This window comes from Pseudalkalibacillus hwajinpoensis (assembly GCF_015234585.1).
In the GTDB taxonomy this organism is placed as follows: Bacteria; Bacillota; Bacilli; order Bacillales; family Guptibacillaceae; genus Guptibacillus; species Guptibacillus hwajinpoensis_B.
Genome location: NZ_JADFCM010000008.1, coordinates 298,720 through 315,870 on the forward strand (window position 1 = coordinate 298,720; position 17,151 = coordinate 315,870).

The following is a 17,151-nucleotide window of genomic DNA, read 5'->3' on the forward strand; positions in this document are numbered from 1 at the left end:
AATATCGGGTGGTGACAGGCACCATCTTCTACTGAATGGAGGAAATAAATTAATGAAAGCAGTTCAAGTAATGGGGTACGGTGATGTGGATCAATTAGAGGTGGTGGAGCAAGCGATACCTGAGCCAAAAGCGGATGAGGTGCTCATTAAGGTAAAAGCATGCGCCATCAATAACACGGAAATTTGGATGAGAGAAGGAGCTTATGGAACTGGTAAGAAATCTGGCTGGCGTCCAGAAGGAGTTCAGTTTCCAAGAACGCCGGGGTCTGATATTACGGGGACGGTTGTAAAAGCCGGCAATGAGCATAACGAGAAGATGATCGGAAAAGATGTTGTGCTGTTTCCATTTACCTCTAGTGGAGAAGAGGGATTGGAGCATATTTCTGAAGATATGTCATTCGTTGGTTCTGAATACGACGGTGGCTATGCCGAATACGTCGTTTGGCCAGCGGAATTATGCTTTGATATGCCCCTTCCTAACTTTACAGAAAGCGCGGTTTTCTCTGTAAGTGGAATGACGGCCTGGCACATGGTTGAACAAATTCAAGCCAAGCCAGGTGAAACGATCATGGTAACTGGGGCGAACGGTGGCGTTGGATCGCTCAATGTTCAAATCGCTTCTCGCGTATTCGGAGCTAAGGTGATTGCGATCGTTGGCGACCTTGCCCTAGAAAATCAGCTGAAAGAACTCGGTGCCACTCATGTTCTTTCTTATAAATCCGATCAGCTCGCTGAAGAAATCATCGAAGCAAACGGTGGTCCGATTGATTCGGTATTAGACGTAGTAGGAGATGCTCTATTCGCAACGTCGCTTCAAGTATTAAAGAAAGGCGGCAAGTTTTGTACATCAGGATCAGCTGGTGGCCAGAAGACAGAACTTGATTTTAGAACGATGTATTTAAAGCACATTACTCTTTACGGCTCTGTTCTTGGAACGAGAGACGAATTCAAACGCATGCTTGAAGCGATAGCGGAAGGTAAAATCAAACCCGTTATTGATCGAACTTTTCCGTTAGAAAAGGCGAGAGATGCGCAGGTATATTTTAAAAAGGCGGGTAAATTAGGGAAGATTGTTCTACTTCCAGAAGAATAGAGCGCTTGAAACACCTATTTCCTATTTGGAAATCGGTGTTTTCTTGAATTGAAGGGAAACGCTTTGTATGAGCACACCAATTTCAGGAAAATACAGGAATGTTCACCTTAGTCATCGAATAAATACAGTATAAAATCATAGAGGTGATGGTGTGAAAAAAAGGGGTTTCTTAAAACTTTACTCGATGCTTTGTCTCGTTACTGTCTTTGGGTATTCGTACTGGGCTACCTCCTGGACGGCAAGTCAATTATCGACTCTGTCAGATTGGAAAAGCCATCTCATTTTCACGCCAGGCACAGTCGTCGCTTCGAAAGATATTTATGAAATTGACATGTTTCTCTACGCTTTTAAAGTGGCTCCACTCATGACTGGGGTTTGTCTGCTGTCGTTCTGTTTGATCGTCGGCCTACTAGTTTACTTTGTGAAAAAGCAGCTTTCTTATGTGCAGAGAAAGAATATAGCGAGTTCATAACTGATGAATAGGAAAAAGCATGCCTGCGATGGGCATGCTTTTTGATTCGCTGAGTTCTCTAAACCCATCCCATTCCTCTTACTAATTGAGCAACAGCAAATGTAACGCCTAGCGCAATAACGGTTGGAATGATGAAGGCAACAAACGTCCATTTGTAGCTTTTTGTTTCTTTATAAATGTTAATCAACGTTGTGCCACATGGATAGTGAAGCAAGGAAAATAACATCATGTTAAGAGCCGTTAACCAAGTCCAGCCCTGATCAAGAAAAATGTTCTTTAAGTCAGCCAGATTATCAACCTCAAGCATCGATCCAGTCGATAAGTATCCCATTAGCAAGATCGGCAGAACGACTTCATTCGCAGGCAATCCGAGAATGAAGGCAAGCAGTATATAACCGTCTAACCCGAGTGATTGAGCGAACGGGTCGAGGAAGTTCACTCCGTACATAAAGATGCTCGTGTCCCCGATATAGATGTTCGCAAACACCCAAGTGAGCACTCCAGCAGGTGCGGCGATTTTGATTGCTCTCATAAGAACCGCGTACGATTTATTAAGAGAAGAGCGTACAACTGTATCGAAAAATTTCGGTCTCCGGTAAGGCGGGAGTTCTAATGTATAGTGCGTCGGTACGCCTTTTAGCATTGTTTTAGAAAGTACCCATGACACAACAAACGTAACGAAAATACCAAAAATGACGATACCAACAATAACGCCAGATGAGACGAGTGTTTGCATTCCTCCGGTAAATCCAGCTGCCATAAACAGCGAGGCAAGCACGATGAGGGTTCCCCAGCGACCGTTACACGGTACGAAGTTGTTCGTTAGTATTGCAAGCATCCGTTCACGCGGGGATTCGATGATGCGTGTGGATAAGACGGCAGCTGCATTACATCCGAATCCCATAGCCATTGTGAGAGACTGCTTGCCGTGCGCGCCAACCTTTTTAAACAACCGATCCATATTGAACGCGACGCGAGGTAAATACCCGTAGCTTTCCAGTAAAGCAAACGTTGGAAAAAAGATCGCCATTGGCGGCAGCATGACACTAATCACCCAGGTCGTTCCGCGATAAAGCCCGAGAACGAGTACGCCATGGAGCCAGTCTGGTGAGTTCAATGCAGTGAAGGCCATTGAAATATAATCTTCTAACCATGTAAAGAAGCTTGCAAGCATAGAAGAGGGGACGTTTGCCCCGGCGATGGTGAGATAGAAAATAAGCCCAAGCATGGCGAGCATGATGGGGAATCCCCAAATCGGCGAGGTGAATACAGCGTCCAGTCGCTCTGTTTTCTTATCTTCTTTGCTTTTCGTGAAGCGAACTGTTTTCTGACAGATTTGTTGACTCGTTTGATATAAACTTTGGACAACCTCGTCTCGTAGAGAGGAAGTTGACAGGTCGTTTGCTTGATCTAGAAGTTCTCTAAATGATTGGCGCTCGTTTTCCCCACTGTGTTCCACGTTAAGTCCTCCTCTTGCTGCATTCTCTTTTGTATTTCATCAAGTAACGATGTATCTCCATCAAGCAGTCTTAAGGTGATCCATCTTGTAGGAAACCGATCTCCGACAAGCTTTTTTACATTCGGCTCAAGCTGTGTGATTTTTGCTTCGGTTTCCTCGTTGTATTGAATCGAAAAAGGGGAGGTGCTAATTTCTCCCTGAATCATACGGTCAATCGTATCTAGGAGAGCAGGGAATCCAGTTTTATTTCGTGCGGATATCTTAAGAACTGGAACTCCAAGCTGTCTCATTAACCGCTGTTCATCTATTTCAATACCACGCTTTTTGGCTTCATCAATTAAATTGATACACACAATAACGTTTGAAGTCATCTCCATCACCTGTAGCGCAAGGTTCAGATTACGTTCTAAGGATGTCGCATCAAGCACAACTAGCGTAACGTCAGGTTTTTCGAAAACGATATAGTTACGTGCGACTTCTTCATCGGTTGAATTCGAATACAGTGAGTACGTTCCGGGTAAGTCGATCAGCCGAAACAAGCTTTTTTTGTAGTGAACGGCGCCTTCCGCCAAGCTGACTGTTTTACCGGCCCAGTTGCCAGTGTGCTGTTTCAAACCTGTCAGGGCGTTAAATAAGGTGCTTTTACCTGTGTTTGGATTACCAGCGAGCGCAATCCGATACGTATTATTCATAGTCATCTTGAATCAGCTCCCCAGTAATTTTTGTGCTTTCTTCTTTTCGGAGTGCAATAGTTGTATGGCTAACGCGAAAAGCAATTGGGTCTCCAAGTGGGCTTTTCTTTAGAACATCAACGACAGCTCCAGGAACAAAGCCTAAATCAAGAAGTCTTCTTCTCATGACCCCATCAATGGCTACCTCTTTAATTCGGATGCGATCTCCTTTTTTACCGTCATATAAGTTCATTAGTTGTCCTCCGTTTACTCTTTTAACCCTCGTCTACTATTTTTCCCTCGGGCAAACTTTGTATCCTCATCGTATGTAACAACAGGGGCATATGTCAATGGTTATTAATAAAGAAAGCGAGAATGTTTCGATATTTTTTACTTTTATGAATTTCATTGAATAGGAGATAAAAGTGATAAATAGCGTTTTACATTGAAAATTAACGGGTAACATCATTCGAGTGAATGCGGGTGGTGACAGGCACGCGCAAGTCGACTTATGTCGATTTAGATTTGCCTGGATTGGACATAGTAAAACAGACAGAAGATTTTTGAGGAGGCAAATCAGCTATGATTAGTATTCTTGTAGGGCTCGCTCTTTTGATGCTCTTAGCTTACCTCGGATGGTCGATTATTTGGATCGCCCCGTTGGTATCAGGTATTGTAGCAATTTTGAGCGGTATGAACATTCTCGAAGCCTACACTGGAACATACATGCAGGGCTTCGTTGATTTTGCAAAAGCTTATTTCCCGATTTTCTTATTTGGTGCCATTTTCGGGAAATTAATGGAGGACACAGGAGCAGCACAGTCTGTTGCTTATAAAATTTCAAACTTGATTGGTGAGAAACGTGCGATTCTCGGTATGCTTATCTCAGCAGCGATTCTTACATACGGAGGCGTAAGTCTTTTCGTTGTTGTATTCGCCGTTTACCCACTAGCCGTAGCGATGTTCCGTCAGGCAAACGTCTCACGTAAATTACTTCCATCTACATTCGTTCTTGGGGCATTTACGTTTACGATGACAGCACTGCCAGGAACGCCGCAGATTCAAAACATTATCCCAATTAATACGTTCAAAACGTCTACAATGGCCGCGCCTATTCTTGGGATTGTAGCTGGCTTAATTATGGCAGTTGGCGGTTATTTCTATCTGAAGTTCCGCGAGAAACAACTCACGAAAAATGGTGAGGAATTTACAGAGCCTAAGGGCTCGAACGAAGTGAAAAGCATTAACGAAGATGAGCTTCCAAACTGGATTCTTTCTGTTATTCCGTTAATTGCTGTAGTTGTAACATTAAACGCTTTTGAAAACTTAAGTATTCTCGTTGCGCTTGGTATCGGAATTCTACTCATCATGCTCTTTAATATTAAAAATTACAAGCAATTTATAAAAGCGATCAACGGAGGCGCATCTGGTTCCGTTATGGCGACGATTAATACAAGTGCTGCTGTTGGTTTCGGCTCTGTCGTGACAGCATCACCTGGGTTTGAAGCAGTGAAAGATCTCATTTTCGCTATCCCACTTAGTCCATATTTCTCAGAGGCCTTTGCAGTACAGCTCCTGGCCATGATTACTGGATCAGCTTCTGGTGGTATGGGTATCGCACTTGAAGCTCTCGGACCAGAATATTACGATATTGCGATTAATAACAATCTTAGCCTAGAAGCTTTCCACCGGATCACGGCAGTAGCTTCAGGAGCGTCGATTCTCCCACATAACGGCGCACTGTTAACATTGTTCACTGTTACAGGACTAACGCATAAAGACTCTTACAAAGACGTATTTGTCGTTGGGTTGATCATCCCGATGATAGCGACCATTGCGATTATCTTCCTTGCAATGATGGGTGTTAACTAATTGTCTCAAATGTAAAAAGTAAAAACCCCCGGTTCTCCTTATCAAAAAAGGAGACCGGGGGTTTTTACTTTTATTGCGCTGTATATCCGCCATCAATAACAGCTGCTTGACCTGTAATGCTCTTCGCTTTTTCACTCACTAGAAAAATCGAATAGTCGGCTACTTCTTGAACTTGAATTAACCGCTTCTGAGGGACGAGTGGATAAATAACCTGCTCAAGAGCTTTCTCTTTCTCGATATTCCGGGTTTTAGCAAGATCCTCAAGCTGATTCTGAACGAGTGGTGTATCAACGTACCCAGGACAGATCGCATTAACAGTAATCCCATAATCAGCGCCTTCAAGGGCTGCAACCTTCGTTAACCCAATCACGCCGTGCTTCGCGCTGTTGTAGCCAGCTTTACCGGCAAAACCAATTAGCCCATTAATCGAAGCCATATTTAGAATGCGGCCATATCCCTGTTCCTTCATAATAGGGAAGGCATGCTTGATACCGTAAAAAGGTCCTTTGAGCATAATGTCAAGAATTAAGCTATATTTCTCACTAGGGAATTCTTCGATAGGGGCAACATGCTGGATGCCAGCATTGTTCACGAGAATATCGATGCGACCAAACTTCTTAACTGTTTCATCAATCGCATTCTTCACATCTTCTTCCTTCGCAACGTTAGCTACGACACCTTCAACGGTAAACCCTTGGGACGTTAAACTCTCTACGGATTCTTTAAGCGTATCCTCGTTAATATCATTTAACATCACTTTCGCTCCGGCCTTCGCAAACTCTGTTGCAATCTCTAGTCCAATACCCTGACCAGAACCAGTAATTAACGCACATTTACCTTCAAGCATAGACATATCCTCCTTAAGTATCATAGCTCTTAGGATACCCAAATTCACAGAAGATATTTCGACTTTATTCGAGCTAAAGCGGGCGGTGACAGGCACCAAAAACCCAAAAAAGCGCACTATCCTAAGATAGTGCGCCTTCTCAATTCTTCTCTTATTTAATGATGTTCTGATCTCTCGCCATTTCTCTGGCTACTTTAGGAGCGAGCCAGATCATCGGCAGGAGAATGAGGGAGACCGGAACAGCTGTGACAACAATGAAGTTCTGTAGCTGCGTAATACCGCTGTCTCCAGTAATGAGTAGGATTACGGCAACAGTTCCCATTAGAATAGCCCAGAATACGCGAAGCCATCTTTGTGGATCGCCTTCGCCTGTAACGGCCATCGCAATTGTATAAGACATGGAATCACTTGTTGTTACAACGAAAAGAATCGTTAGAATCAAGAACAGTGGTGAAACAATGCTTGCGAGCGGGAATTGTTCTGTAATGGCAAACATCGCGGCTGGATTACCAGCTGCATTTAATGCTTCTGAAATGGAACCTGGGTTAGAAATTTCAAAGAAAATCCCTGATCCGCCAAGTACCGTGAACCAGAATGTTGAAATAACTGGTGCAAAAATAGAAACGGCAATAATAATATCGCGAATCGTACGTCCTCTTGAAATACGACTCACAAGAATCGCCATCATCGGACCGTATCCGATAAACCAGCCCCAGAAGAAGACTGTCCAGAATGAAAGCCAGCCTGTATCAGCACGGAATGTGCTCATTGTGACAAATTGATCGACATAAACACCAAATCCAGAGATAAAGTGGTTAAAGATAAAGCCACCAGGTCCGAAGATGACGATAAACACCATTAATCCAATAGCCAGTCGAACGTTAAAGCTACTTAAATATTGAATTCCTTTGTAAAGTCCAGTTACGGCTGAGATCGTGGAAACCACGACAACCGCTAAAATAATCGAGAACTGCGTGCTGAACTGATTTGGAATTCCGAAGATTTCTTGCAATCCATAGCTTGCTTGTAATCCCAAGAATCCAATTGGTCCAATCGTTCCTGCTGCAACTGCGATAACAGAAAACGCATCAATAAGCGTTCCAAACCAGCTGTGGCGAAGTTTTTCACCAAAAATAGGATAAAGAAGCGTACGTGGCTTCATCGGCATGCCTTTATGGTAGTGACCATACATCATAACAACAGCACTGATCGTTCCAAGGATTGCCCATGCGAGAAAGCCCCAATGCATGAAGCTTTGTGCAAGTGCTGTATCAATCGCGCCCTGTGTACCTGCTTCAATGCCTTTCCCATCTTGAGAAGGGGGAACAGTTAAGAAATGATACATCGGCTCAGCCGCTGCCCAGAACACACCGCCACCCGCAAGTAGCGTCGCCATAATAATGGATAACCATTTATAGAGGCTTAGTTCAGGCTTGTCCATACCGCCAAGTTTTATCTTTCCATATTTTGAGAAAGCCAATCCAATACCTACGAAGAACGTCGCTAGCATTAATACTTGCCAAAACCCTCCGAAAAATCTCGCAGACCAGGCAAAGCTTGAGCTAACAATGTTTTCTACCAATGAAATATCAAAAAGTGCAAGAATAACGAAGAGAATTAACACTCCACCGCTTATTCCAAAGACGGGCCAATCAATACGCCCAGTTTCTTTATTGTTCATAGAAGACTCCTTTAATCGCTTTTTAAACACAATTACTTACTCTATCACTACCGTTAGTATGGTGTAAAGAGAGAAGTTTTAATCTGATTAGTTACTTTATTAATGTAAGATTAATTTTCAGGTAATCGATTCCATTAACCCCCTTTTTTGTAAAATAAAATCGAATTCAGTCGAAATTGTGTTTTCAATTCATAAATACCCCATGGAAATAAAATAAAACCGGAAAGAAACAGCTATTTCTTCCGGTTTTACAACTCCTATTTTCAATTATTTAGACCAGTGTCCATCCTTCAATCTGTATCCGTAATTTTTCATCTTAAAATAATAGACACCGAGCACCATCACAAAGCTAAAGAAAAAGTTAATGAGCGTTATAATCAGAGCAGTGATGAGGCTATCATCATAGCGAACATAATTTCCGACGAAAAAAAGAATAAAGAGAGGAATGCCGACAAACCATGGGTGTTTCTTCATATTGAATTTGCGATCAGTTGGTGTAAGAAAGTTTTCGTCGGATTGTTTAATGAATCGCCTTGATATGTAAGCGATAAGAATCAGTAGAGCGAGAGCAATGGGGAAACCAATGTTAAAACCAAAATAATAAAAGGCAAGAAAGCCGCCACCGAAAAGAATACCAAACAGTGAGAACATAACGAGAAACTCTTTAAAAGGTGATAACACTTTTTTCTTCGTCATTTTCAGCCCTCCAAGTAGGTTATTTTATGATCGTCAGTTACGTAACCATCTCCAAAGAAATAAGCAGACGTTGAAAGTTAGAATACCGAGAAAAAGGGAGATGTTTTTTGAGGAGAAAATCGGTTCATTGTTTAAAACAGTCAAGATGGGAATGAAGAGCATCCCAATTAACAGCAATTCTAAAACTTTACGCCAAGAGGATTGCATCGTATATCATCCTTTTATATGTAAATAAATACCTTTTAAAACGAGGAAGTAAACCAATTTTGCCCATATAAAAACCGCCCCTCTATTGAGTGGCGGTTTATCGATTATTAAAAAGCGACATAAAAAGGATGCTGCGCTTCATTTAAACAGTATTCAATTCGCTGTCTAAAGTTTTTCCACGTTACCATTTCGAGCGCTGTAGGAATGGTAAAGAAGCCAACTTCAAGACTTTCGGGTGTTGTTGTGAGTTCCCCGCCAACAAACCTGGCTAAGAACATATTATTTGAGATCGAGGACTTTACATTTTGGAACACACCACAGAATTTAACGACTTCAATATCTGCGCCGGATTCTTCCTTCGCTTCACGTACAGCCGCATCGATCAAGGATTCCCCTTCTTCAACCTGACCTCCAGGCATCTCCCAACCTCTACGCGGGCCTTTGATTAAAAGCATTTCATTATCTTCATTTAAAATAACGGAAGCTGCGGACACGATGTGTTTTGGCGGGTGATACGAATAAGGTTCAGCTGTTGAAGTTAGCATTTCCTCTCGGCTATCGAGGTAAAGTTCTCCTAATTCGGCTCTTCGTTCTTGTGCTTTTGTATGTAAAGAGCTTTGTCTAATGCTACGTTCGATACCCTCATATTGCTCGATGCTATCATACTGCCATGTGGCTGTAATTTCATTTTCGCTTTCATTAACCCATCGACCAATGAGCTTTGCACCGTGCTTTAATTGATTAGGGTAGAGGTAAGTATGAAAAAACTCATTGAACTCGTTAAGCTTTTCGGGTTGTATCGCATACGTTTTTCTTCTGTAAATCAATGGAATAACCCCTCGTTTCATATAAAATAGATAATGTCATTATTTTACTGTTCACTATATTATTTCAATTAGTAGCTATTTTCGCAATATTAATAGAGGTTTCTTACTCCGCTCCGTAGTAGTAATGAAGATGTATAGCGATATCGAATGTAAGTGGAGGTTTATATATATGTATTAAGTGAAAGTTGATTCGTTTTCTTAAGAAGCCTAAAAGCTGTGAAAAAGAAACTTTCCATCATTACAATACGTACTTGTAGCTGGATAGAAGAAAGTAGTCTCTATGATCTTGAGAGGAGGGAGTTTGGCGAATGATTGATGTGATAAGCGTAAGTAAACAATACGGTCCCATTCAGGCGCTAGATGACATTAGTTTTAGCATTAAGGAAGGAACGTGTTTTGGTCTTGTTGGTCCCAATGGAGCTGGGAAATCGACGTTAATGAAAATACTTTCGGGAATTTTAATGCAGTTTGATGGAGAAATGGCGGTGAATGACCATTATGTATCGAAAGATCGGCAGGCGATCAAGAAGCAAATCGGCTACGTGCCACAGGAAATTTGTTTAGAAGAAACCCTCACAGCAAGAGAAAACCTAAGTTTGTTCGGTCATCTTTATGGGTTAAAAGGGAGAAATCTTCAGGTTCGGATCGAAGAGGTGCTTGATCAGATCGGTTTGAAAGATCGGGGAAAAGATAAGGTGCTTACTTATTCTGGTGGAATGAAGCGCCGATTGAACATTGGATGTGCTTTGCTTCATAAACCGTCCATTGTGATTATGGATGAACCGACAGTTGGTATTGATCCTCAATCGAGAAATTCGATTTTTTCGATTATCCATCATCTAAAGTTAGAAGGAAGCACGATTATCTATTCGAGTCATTATATGGAAGAGGTGGAACAGCTGTGTGATAGCATCGGCTTAATCGATAAAGGTAAGCTGATGGAGTACGGTGAAATGGGTGAATTGCTTGAGCGATATGGCAAGCCTTCGCTATACATTTCTGGAGAAGGTATATCAGAAGAACTATTATCTCCTTTCGGTAGCCCTGAAAGAAAAGGAAATGGATACTTATTAACTTCAGAGAATCCACTTGCTACGCTTGAACAAGTCATTGGGCGTTTTCGAGAAGAGGGGATGGAGCCTCGAAGATTGGAATTATATCAACCGAGATTAGAAGATCTTTTCTTTCATTTAACAGGAACTCAGCTACGTGATGCCTAAACGAAAGGAGGAATGCTCATGTGGGCTATTGTTAGAACTGAACTAAAGAAGACGGTACATGATAAAGGGTTATGGTTTTGGACGTTCATCTTGCCGATTGTGTTTATTGTGGCGTTTGTCGGGATTTTCTCTGAAATGGGGAACTATAAAGAAGTGGTTACGCAAATTATCCCAGGATATACGATCATGTTTGCTTTTTATATTATGATATCGATGGTGATCACTTTTGTAAAAGATAGGGAGAGGGGCATGGTTGCTCGAATCGCGAGTACGCCGATTTCGATCATCCATTATTTTATTGGAAAATGGATACCGTTCGTTATCATCGTTTTGATTCAGATTACGGTATTGTTCGGATTTGGAATTCTTGTGTATGATCTTTCATTAGGAGATCCGATCGCCATCATCATTTTATCTCTTGCCCTTTCCTTCATCGTCACGTGTTGGGGAATGGCGATGGCCGTTCTTGTGAAAACGGAAAACATGGGTATTGCTCTCACGCAAATCATTGCACTCGGCGGAGCTTTGCTCGGTGGACTGTGGATGCCCGTTGAAACGATGCCAGAATTTATGCAGAACATCAGTAAAGGGTTTCCCCAATACTGGGCGCTTGATGGGTATAAGGAAATTATTCTTCAGAACGGTGGCGTAAGCGATGTTTGGTTTAATCTGCTTATCCTTTTTCTAGCTGGCGCAGTAGGTGGAGCGATTGCTTTCTCGGCCTATCCACGGTTTTTGAAAAATTCTCGAAGCTAACATAAAGCTATGGCGGGCGATTTTCGTTCTGTCGTAGCTTTTTCCTTATGTCTTTGAATGAATTCTAAACATACTTCGTGTAAACTCTAGTTAAAACGCTGAAGGAGAGAGTGAAATGCCAGATTTGAACGGTGAAGTCATCTTAATTACAGGCGGTAATCGCGGGCAAGGAAAAGCCATTGCCGAGCATCTTGCTATATTAGGAGCACGTGTCGTCATTGGAGCTCGACAGTATGAAAGCGCAAAGGATGTAGCTAGTTCTATAGGAAATAGCGCCTACCCTGTGCAATTAGATGTTACGAAGCAAGCGGATTGGGAAGTAGTGATGGATGAGATTGGTGAGGAATTTGGGCGCTTAGACTCGCTCGTTAATAATGCCGGTATATTAAAAAGAAAACCATTTATTAAGTTAACGATCGACGATTATCAGGAAATGGTTAACGTAAACCAGTTCGGCGTATTCCTTGGCATGCAGTCTGTCGTTCCTTTCATGGAAAAACAGCAGAAAGGTTCAATCATAAATAACGTTTCAATATCAGCTTTTGCTCCGATTGGGCAATCTACTGCCTATGCGGCCACGAAAGCTGCTGTTGTCGCCATGTCGAAAGCAGCGGCGATTGAGTTAGGACCAAAAGGGATTCGTGTTAATATGATCCATCCCGGAGGCGTTGAGACAGAAATGGCTACGCAAGGGGAAGGGGTTCCAGATTTTTATCAGTCCATTCCACTTGGTCGGATTGGCCAGCCGGTGGAAATTGCCAGAGCCGTCGCATTTCTTGCTTCGAACGAGAGCTCCTATTGTACGGGAACCGAAATGGTAATCGATGGGGGAATGACGCTTGGTTCGGCTGATGTATAAGGTTTTGCAGAGAGGGTTCTGATCCCTCTCTTTTTTAATGAATTTCACAGGCAATTGTCTGCAAATCCGTCGTAACATCGTCATATAGAGCGATTTTTTTTGAGATTCTTTTTAAATATTTTTGTTGCAGCTTCACTTCTTCTGCAACTTTTTGCTGATGATCGTGAAGAAGCTTTCTTCTTTCTTCTATCGTTTCCTCCCCTTGATGATAGAGATTTACATACCATTTAATTTCAGCGATAGACATATTCGTTGAGCGAAGAGCTAGGATAAAGTGAATCCATTCAAGGTTTTGATCATTGTATCTTCTTACACCTTTCTGATTTCGTTCAATAAAAGGTAAGATTTTTTCTTTTTCATAGTAGCGAAGGGCTGATGCGGTAATTCCGGTTATCGATGTTATTTCCTTCATAGAGTAGTGATTATCCATTAGAACCTCCTGTCTCGAGTCAAATCATTTGTGTTAAACCGCACTTTAACCTATAGAGTGTGAAATATCAATTGAACTGATTGATGAATATAATGTATGGAGGTTCTACCAATGGCAAAAGAGAAAGTTGTTATCATTACTGGAGCATCCAGTGGAATTGGTGAAGAAACGGCGAAGCTACTATCTGGAAAAGGTGCAAAGCTTGTTCTAGCTGCTCGTCGTGAAGAACGTTTGAAAGAACTTAAGCAACAAATTGAAGCGAGCGGTGGTGAAGCCATCTATCAGGTTACAGACGTTACGTCTTCTGAAGAGATGGAGTCATTAGCCAAATATGCGTATGATACATTTGGTAAGATTGATGTTATTGTGAATAACGCTGGTTTAATGCCACTCTCTCTCCTACACAAGAAAAAGTATGATGAGTGGGACAAAATGATCGATGTAAACATCAAGGGTGTACTTTACGGTATTGGGGCAGTTCTTCCTTATATGAGAGAGAAAAAGGAAGGGCATGTTATTAACATTTCATCAGTGGCCGGTCATGAGATTTCCCCAGGTAGCTCTGTATACAGTGCAACGAAATTTGCTGTAAGAGCCATTACGGAAGGGCTTAGAATGGAAGAGTCCGTTGGAAATAACATTCGAGCAACGATTATTTCTCCAGGGGCGGTCAGCACTGAGCTAACTGAAACGATCACAGATGATGATGTGAAGTCCTCGATCGATGCAGTATATAGCGGTGCGATTAAAGCAGACAGCATTGCACGTACGATTGTGTTTGCAATTGAAGAGCCTGCTGAAGTAGCGATCAATGAAATCCTAGTTCGTCCTACTAATCAAGAGTGGTAAGGAAAAAAGGAGAAGCTGAGTGTGGCTTCTCCTTTTTCCTTGCATTTTTTTAACCTGTGCCGTTACAATGGATAATTGAGACTGAAATAAGATGTTTGGTCTTTTAAAGCACGACTTTTACAACAAACTCATAAATAACTCATAAATAACTCATAAATAACTCATCTAGGTGATGTGGTGCGCAACTTGTATGTTCATACTCATACGCAAATCACCAGGTAGAGCAATTTGTAATACTGACAACCAAACTCAAAGAGAAACAAATATATATGTAAGGTAGCAATGATCTGGACAATTAGCATCAGACATAAGCCGAAAAGGAGAGTGAATCCTTTTCGGCTTTTTTTATGCCTTAAAAGCGAAGAGAGCGTCAGTTTTATGGAAGTCATTTTTGAGCCAACATCATGTAAAAGCGTATTAGCAAGATTACTAAAATTGGCTAACATAGCCCGAAAAAAATGGAGGTTATACATGTTTACGTTAAGCGACATCCCGATGTTTTTTGTGAATTTCTTTATTATTTTGCCAATCGTTACATTGGTCCACGAAGCTGGTCACGTACTAGTAGCGAGAATCTTTGGGGGGAGAATTAAATTTTGTATCGGAACTGGTAAGAAATTATTTGATATAGGGCCTCTAGAGGTTAGGAAGAAATATTTTATGGAAGGCTGGTGTCAATACGATAAGTTAACTTACAACCAAACATGGGCACACGTGGCCATTTATCTTGGTGGTAGCCTCTTTAACGTTATACTCATACTGATGATTAATTATCTCATTCTCATAGAAGTGCTACCGAAAGCTCTCGTATTTAGACAGTTTGTTTACTTTTCTTTTTATTTTGTCTTTTTCTCTTTAATGCCTTATAAAAACGACGATGGAAAACCAAGTGATGGCATGGCGATCTACGATGTTATTCGCTACGGAAAAGCAGAAGACCCAATTGATTAATTGATGGGGTATTGACAGCGTTCGACAAGAAGCGGGAGGTGACAGGCACCCGCTCTCCGCTGCCAGCTACTTCTCTTCATAGAACGTAATCCGGTTTAAGAAAGGATCGGTGACGGTCATTTCGATTGTTTTCCAGGGAGTGTGTTTCATGCCAGGGTTGGCATAGGCGTATTCTTTCTGAGTAAGGGTGTGATGATAGTCTTCGACGTTGTTTAATTTCACCCTTATTGAACTTCCAGGAGAAGCATCTCCATGATGTTCTGTGAGATGAATAAGAGCGTCATGAAAGGAAACCTGAATGTATTCGGGCATATTATCTTCGTATCGATGCCTCCAATCAACGTTGAAGCCGAGGAAATCTCGATAAAAGTCAGTGGCCTTTTCAGTATCAAAGATTCGGAAAATCGGTGTAATCATAAGTAGAAAGAACCTGCCTTTCTTCGTAGTTTACAACATATTCCATTATCTAAATAAGATTATCCACTAAAGTAACTGAGTGGGATGTCTAACCTTATTCTTATCATATAACGAATGAGGAACTTTAAAAAGGGGATGTCAAAAAAAGGGTGAAGAAGTTATGAAAGCCTACGTGTTCGGAAATCTTGGAATTTCTAACGAAAAGATAGTGATGGGCGCATAAGTAAAGAGCCCGGCTGAGTGTATACACCGGACTCTGAAATGTCGCTATTACCCTACTGCTTCTTCTTTTTTAGATTCTTCATCTTCTTCCTCATCTTCGATCCAAGCATCTGCATCCTTGATGCCAAGCTTAGTTGGGTTGAAGACTGGGTTTTTGCCTTGCTTGCGCTGATTTTCGTAGTCTTTCAATACTTTGAATGCAATCTTACCTAGTAACCCGATTGCAATTAAGTTAATGACTGTCATCAGGGCCATGAATAAATCGGCCATTTTCCAAACGAGACTTAAGCTAGAGACGGAACCAATAAGCACAAATGCCATCGTTGCGAGACGGAAAATAAATAGCGCAGGCTTGCTTTCTTTAATAAACTCAATGTTAGTTTCACCATAGTAGTAAGAGCCGATGATTGAGCTGAAAGCAAATAGAAAGATAGCTACTGAAATAAAGATGCCTGACCAGCCGCCAACGTGGCTATTTAGTGAGTTCTGAAGCAATTCAATACCCGTTACATCACCTGTCTGGAATACAGGGGCAAGTAAGATGATAAACGCTGTTGACGAACAAACTAAGATTGTATCGACAAATACACCTAATGATTGAATCAAACCTTGTTTAGCCGGGTGTGAAGTCGTTGAAGTAGCTGCAGCGTTCGGGGCACTACCCATACCAGCTTCGTTCGAGAATAATCCACGTTTAACACCGTTCATAATTGCTGCACCAATGGCCCCACCTAATGCTTGTTCAAATCCGAATGCACTCTTAACAATTAAAGCAATAACAGACGGTAATTCAGCTACATTCATAATGAGAACTATCATCGCAATAACAATGTAAAGAATCGCCATAACAGGAACAATCACACTAGATAAATTCGCAATGCGGTGAACGCCGCCGAAGATCACAAGACCCGTAATCGCTGTAATGATTAATCCGATCACAAGACGATTTACACCAAAGGCATTCTCAAATGCTAATGAAATCGTGTTACTTTGTACTGAATTGAAGATTAATCCGAAAGTAATCGCGATTAGAACGGCAAAGATAATGCCAAGCCATCTTGCTTTAATGCCCTTTTCGATATAGTAAGCAGGTCCACCGCGAAATGCGTTTTTCCCTTTCACTTTATAAACCTGAGCGAGTGTGCTTTCAATAAAGGCAGTCGCACCACCTAGAAGTGCCACAATCCACATCCAGAAAACAGCACCAGGACCACCGAGCGTAATGGCCACTGCCACACCTGCTAAGTTACCTGTTCCAATACGCGTTGCTGCACCGACGCAAAATGACTTAAAAGGGGAGATGTTTTTGGACTCATCTTTGTAATCAGGTTTTTCACCTAATACGCGGAACATTTCTCCAAAAAATCGAAATTGAACAAATCGGGAAGCAACCGTAAAATAAATTCCGATTCCTAGTAATCCTGCAATTAATACATAACTCCATAGAATGTTATTTGAAAAATCAATAATACCGGATAGAAATTCAGCCATAGTTGTGTCGCTCCTCTAGTTGTTAGTTATTTTCTGAAAATTCAAATCTATTTTAATTATACAGTAAATCGACAAATTATCAATAAATTCCGACAAATTACAACATTTATACAATATGTAGTAATAGTTAC

Annotated in this window: 18 protein-coding genes and 1 pseudogene; 8 read left to right on the forward strand and 11 right to left on the reverse strand. The window is 41.6% G+C overall.

The window, feature by feature from the left end:
• Nucleotides 1-52 precede the first annotated feature (52 nt).
• Both IQ283_RS13150 and IQ283_RS13155 read left to right on the forward strand, forming a co-directional pair.
• Nucleotides 53-1,093, forward strand: a complete 1,041-nt coding sequence (locus IQ283_RS13150; protein WP_194220595.1) for a zinc-binding dehydrogenase — start codon at nt 53-55, stop codon at nt 1,091-1,093.
• Between the two features lie 151 nt (nt 1,094-1,244).
• Nucleotides 1,245-1,565, forward strand: coding sequence for a DUF4306 domain-containing protein (locus tag IQ283_RS13155; protein WP_206759462.1), 321 nt, complete (start codon nt 1,245-1,247; stop codon nt 1,563-1,565).
• Between the two features lie 58 nt (nt 1,566-1,623).
• Here IQ283_RS13155 and IQ283_RS13160 read toward each other — a convergent pair whose 3' ends face one another.
• Genes IQ283_RS13160 through IQ283_RS13170 form a run of 3 tightly spaced genes read right to left on the reverse strand, consistent with a single transcriptional unit; the run spans nt 1,624 to nt 3,948 of the window.
• Nucleotides 1,624-3,024 carry a ferrous iron transporter B gene (locus tag IQ283_RS13160; RefSeq protein WP_194220597.1) on the reverse strand — a complete coding sequence of 467 codons (1,401 nt, stop codon included), beginning with the start codon at nt 3,022-3,024 and terminating at the stop codon, nt 1,624-1,626.
• Complete coding sequence (locus tag IQ283_RS13165; RefSeq protein WP_194222224.1) at nt 2,976-3,716, reverse strand: FeoB small GTPase domain-containing protein; 741 nt, start codon at nt 3,714-3,716, stop codon at nt 2,976-2,978. Before IQ283_RS13165 ends, IQ283_RS13160 begins: the two co-directional genes overlap by 49 nt.
• The gene (locus IQ283_RS13170) at nt 3,709-3,948 is read right to left on the reverse strand and encodes a FeoA family protein (protein ID WP_194220598.1); all 240 of its coding nucleotides are present in this window, start codon (nt 3,946-3,948) and stop codon (nt 3,709-3,711) included. Before IQ283_RS13170 ends, IQ283_RS13165 begins: the two co-directional genes overlap by 8 nt.
• Nucleotides 3,949-4,277: 329 nt before the next feature.
• Here IQ283_RS13170 and IQ283_RS13175 point away from each other — a divergent pair, with 329 nt between their 5' ends.
• Nucleotides 4,278-5,567, forward strand: a complete 1,290-nt coding sequence (locus IQ283_RS13175) for a GntP family permease (RefSeq protein ID WP_194220599.1) — start codon at nt 4,278-4,280, stop codon at nt 5,565-5,567.
• 70 nt (nt 5,568-5,637) lie between these two features.
• Here IQ283_RS13175 and IQ283_RS13180 read toward each other — a convergent pair whose 3' ends face one another.
• The 5 genes and pseudogenes from IQ283_RS13180 to IQ283_RS24160 form a co-directional block, all read right to left on the reverse strand.
• A complete protein-coding gene (locus tag IQ283_RS13180; RefSeq protein WP_194220600.1) occupies nt 5,638-6,414 on the reverse strand; it encodes a 3-hydroxybutyrate dehydrogenase in 777 nt (258 codons plus the stop codon).
• A gap of 151 nt (nt 6,415-6,565) precedes the next feature.
• On the reverse strand, nt 6,566-8,095 hold the full coding sequence (locus tag IQ283_RS13185) for a BCCT family transporter (RefSeq protein WP_194220601.1): 1,530 nt from the start codon (nt 8,093-8,095) through the stop codon (nt 6,566-6,568).
• 267 nt (nt 8,096-8,362) lie between these two features.
• The gene (locus IQ283_RS13190; protein ID WP_194220602.1) at nt 8,363-8,791 is read right to left on the reverse strand and encodes a hypothetical protein; all 429 of its coding nucleotides are present in this window, start codon (nt 8,789-8,791) and stop codon (nt 8,363-8,365) included.
• A 314-nt stretch (nt 8,792-9,105) separates the two neighbouring features.
• Nucleotides 9,106-9,543 (reverse strand): NUDIX hydrolase, encoded by a 438-nt coding sequence (locus IQ283_RS24155; protein ID WP_242057417.1) that lies wholly within the window; start codon nt 9,541-9,543, stop codon nt 9,106-9,108.
• Nucleotides 9,544-9,615: 72 nt separating this feature from the next.
• Nucleotides 9,616-9,846 (reverse strand): annotated as a pseudogene (locus IQ283_RS24160) (NIPSNAP family protein); the annotation flags it as partial.
• Between the two features lie 287 nt (nt 9,847-10,133).
• Between IQ283_RS24160 and IQ283_RS13200 the strand changes: the two are divergent.
• The 3 genes from IQ283_RS13200 (at nt 10,134) to IQ283_RS13210 (ending at nt 12,660) form a co-directional block, all read left to right on the forward strand.
• A complete protein-coding gene (locus tag IQ283_RS13200; RefSeq protein ID WP_194220604.1) occupies nt 10,134-11,045 on the forward strand; it encodes an ABC transporter ATP-binding protein in 912 nt (303 codons plus the stop codon).
• 18 nt (nt 11,046-11,063) lie between these two features.
• Nucleotides 11,064-11,801, forward strand: coding sequence for an ABC transporter permease (locus tag IQ283_RS13205; protein WP_194220605.1), 738 nt, complete (start codon nt 11,064-11,066; stop codon nt 11,799-11,801).
• Nucleotides 11,802-11,916: 115 nt separating this feature from the next.
• Entirely contained in the window at nt 11,917-12,660 is a 744-nt protein-coding gene (locus tag IQ283_RS13210; RefSeq protein WP_194220606.1) for an SDR family NAD(P)-dependent oxidoreductase, read from the forward strand.
• Between the two features lie 34 nt (nt 12,661-12,694).
• Here IQ283_RS13210 and IQ283_RS13215 read toward each other — a convergent pair whose 3' ends face one another.
• Nucleotides 12,695-13,090 carry a MerR family transcriptional regulator gene (locus tag IQ283_RS13215; protein ID WP_194220607.1) on the reverse strand — a complete coding sequence of 132 codons (396 nt, stop codon included), beginning with the start codon at nt 13,088-13,090 and terminating at the stop codon, nt 12,695-12,697.
• Between the two features lie 111 nt (nt 13,091-13,201).
• Between IQ283_RS13215 and IQ283_RS13220 the strand changes: the two genes are divergently transcribed.
• Together IQ283_RS13220 and IQ283_RS13225 are read left to right on the forward strand one after the other, a co-directional pair.
• A complete protein-coding gene (locus IQ283_RS13220; RefSeq protein WP_194220608.1) occupies nt 13,202-13,939 on the forward strand; it encodes an SDR family oxidoreductase in 738 nt (245 codons plus the stop codon).
• A gap of 471 nt (nt 13,940-14,410) precedes the next feature.
• Nucleotides 14,411-14,890: a site-2 protease family protein gene (locus tag IQ283_RS13225; RefSeq protein ID WP_242057344.1), complete on the forward strand. Its 480-nt coding sequence runs from the start codon at nt 14,411-14,413 to the stop codon at nt 14,888-14,890.
• Between the two features lie 66 nt (nt 14,891-14,956).
• On the opposite strand, the gene IQ283_RS13230 is transcribed toward IQ283_RS13225, so the two are convergent.
• Both IQ283_RS13230 and IQ283_RS13235 read right to left on the reverse strand, forming a co-directional pair.
• Nucleotides 14,957-15,307: a glyoxalase superfamily protein gene (locus IQ283_RS13230; RefSeq protein WP_194220609.1), complete on the reverse strand. Its 351-nt coding sequence runs from the start codon at nt 15,305-15,307 to the stop codon at nt 14,957-14,959.
• A gap of 270 nt (nt 15,308-15,577) precedes the next feature.
• Nucleotides 15,578-17,020: an alanine/glycine:cation symporter family protein gene (locus IQ283_RS13235; protein WP_194220610.1), complete on the reverse strand. Its 1,443-nt coding sequence runs from the start codon at nt 17,018-17,020 to the stop codon at nt 15,578-15,580.
• Nucleotides 17,021-17,151: the final 131 nt, after the last annotated feature.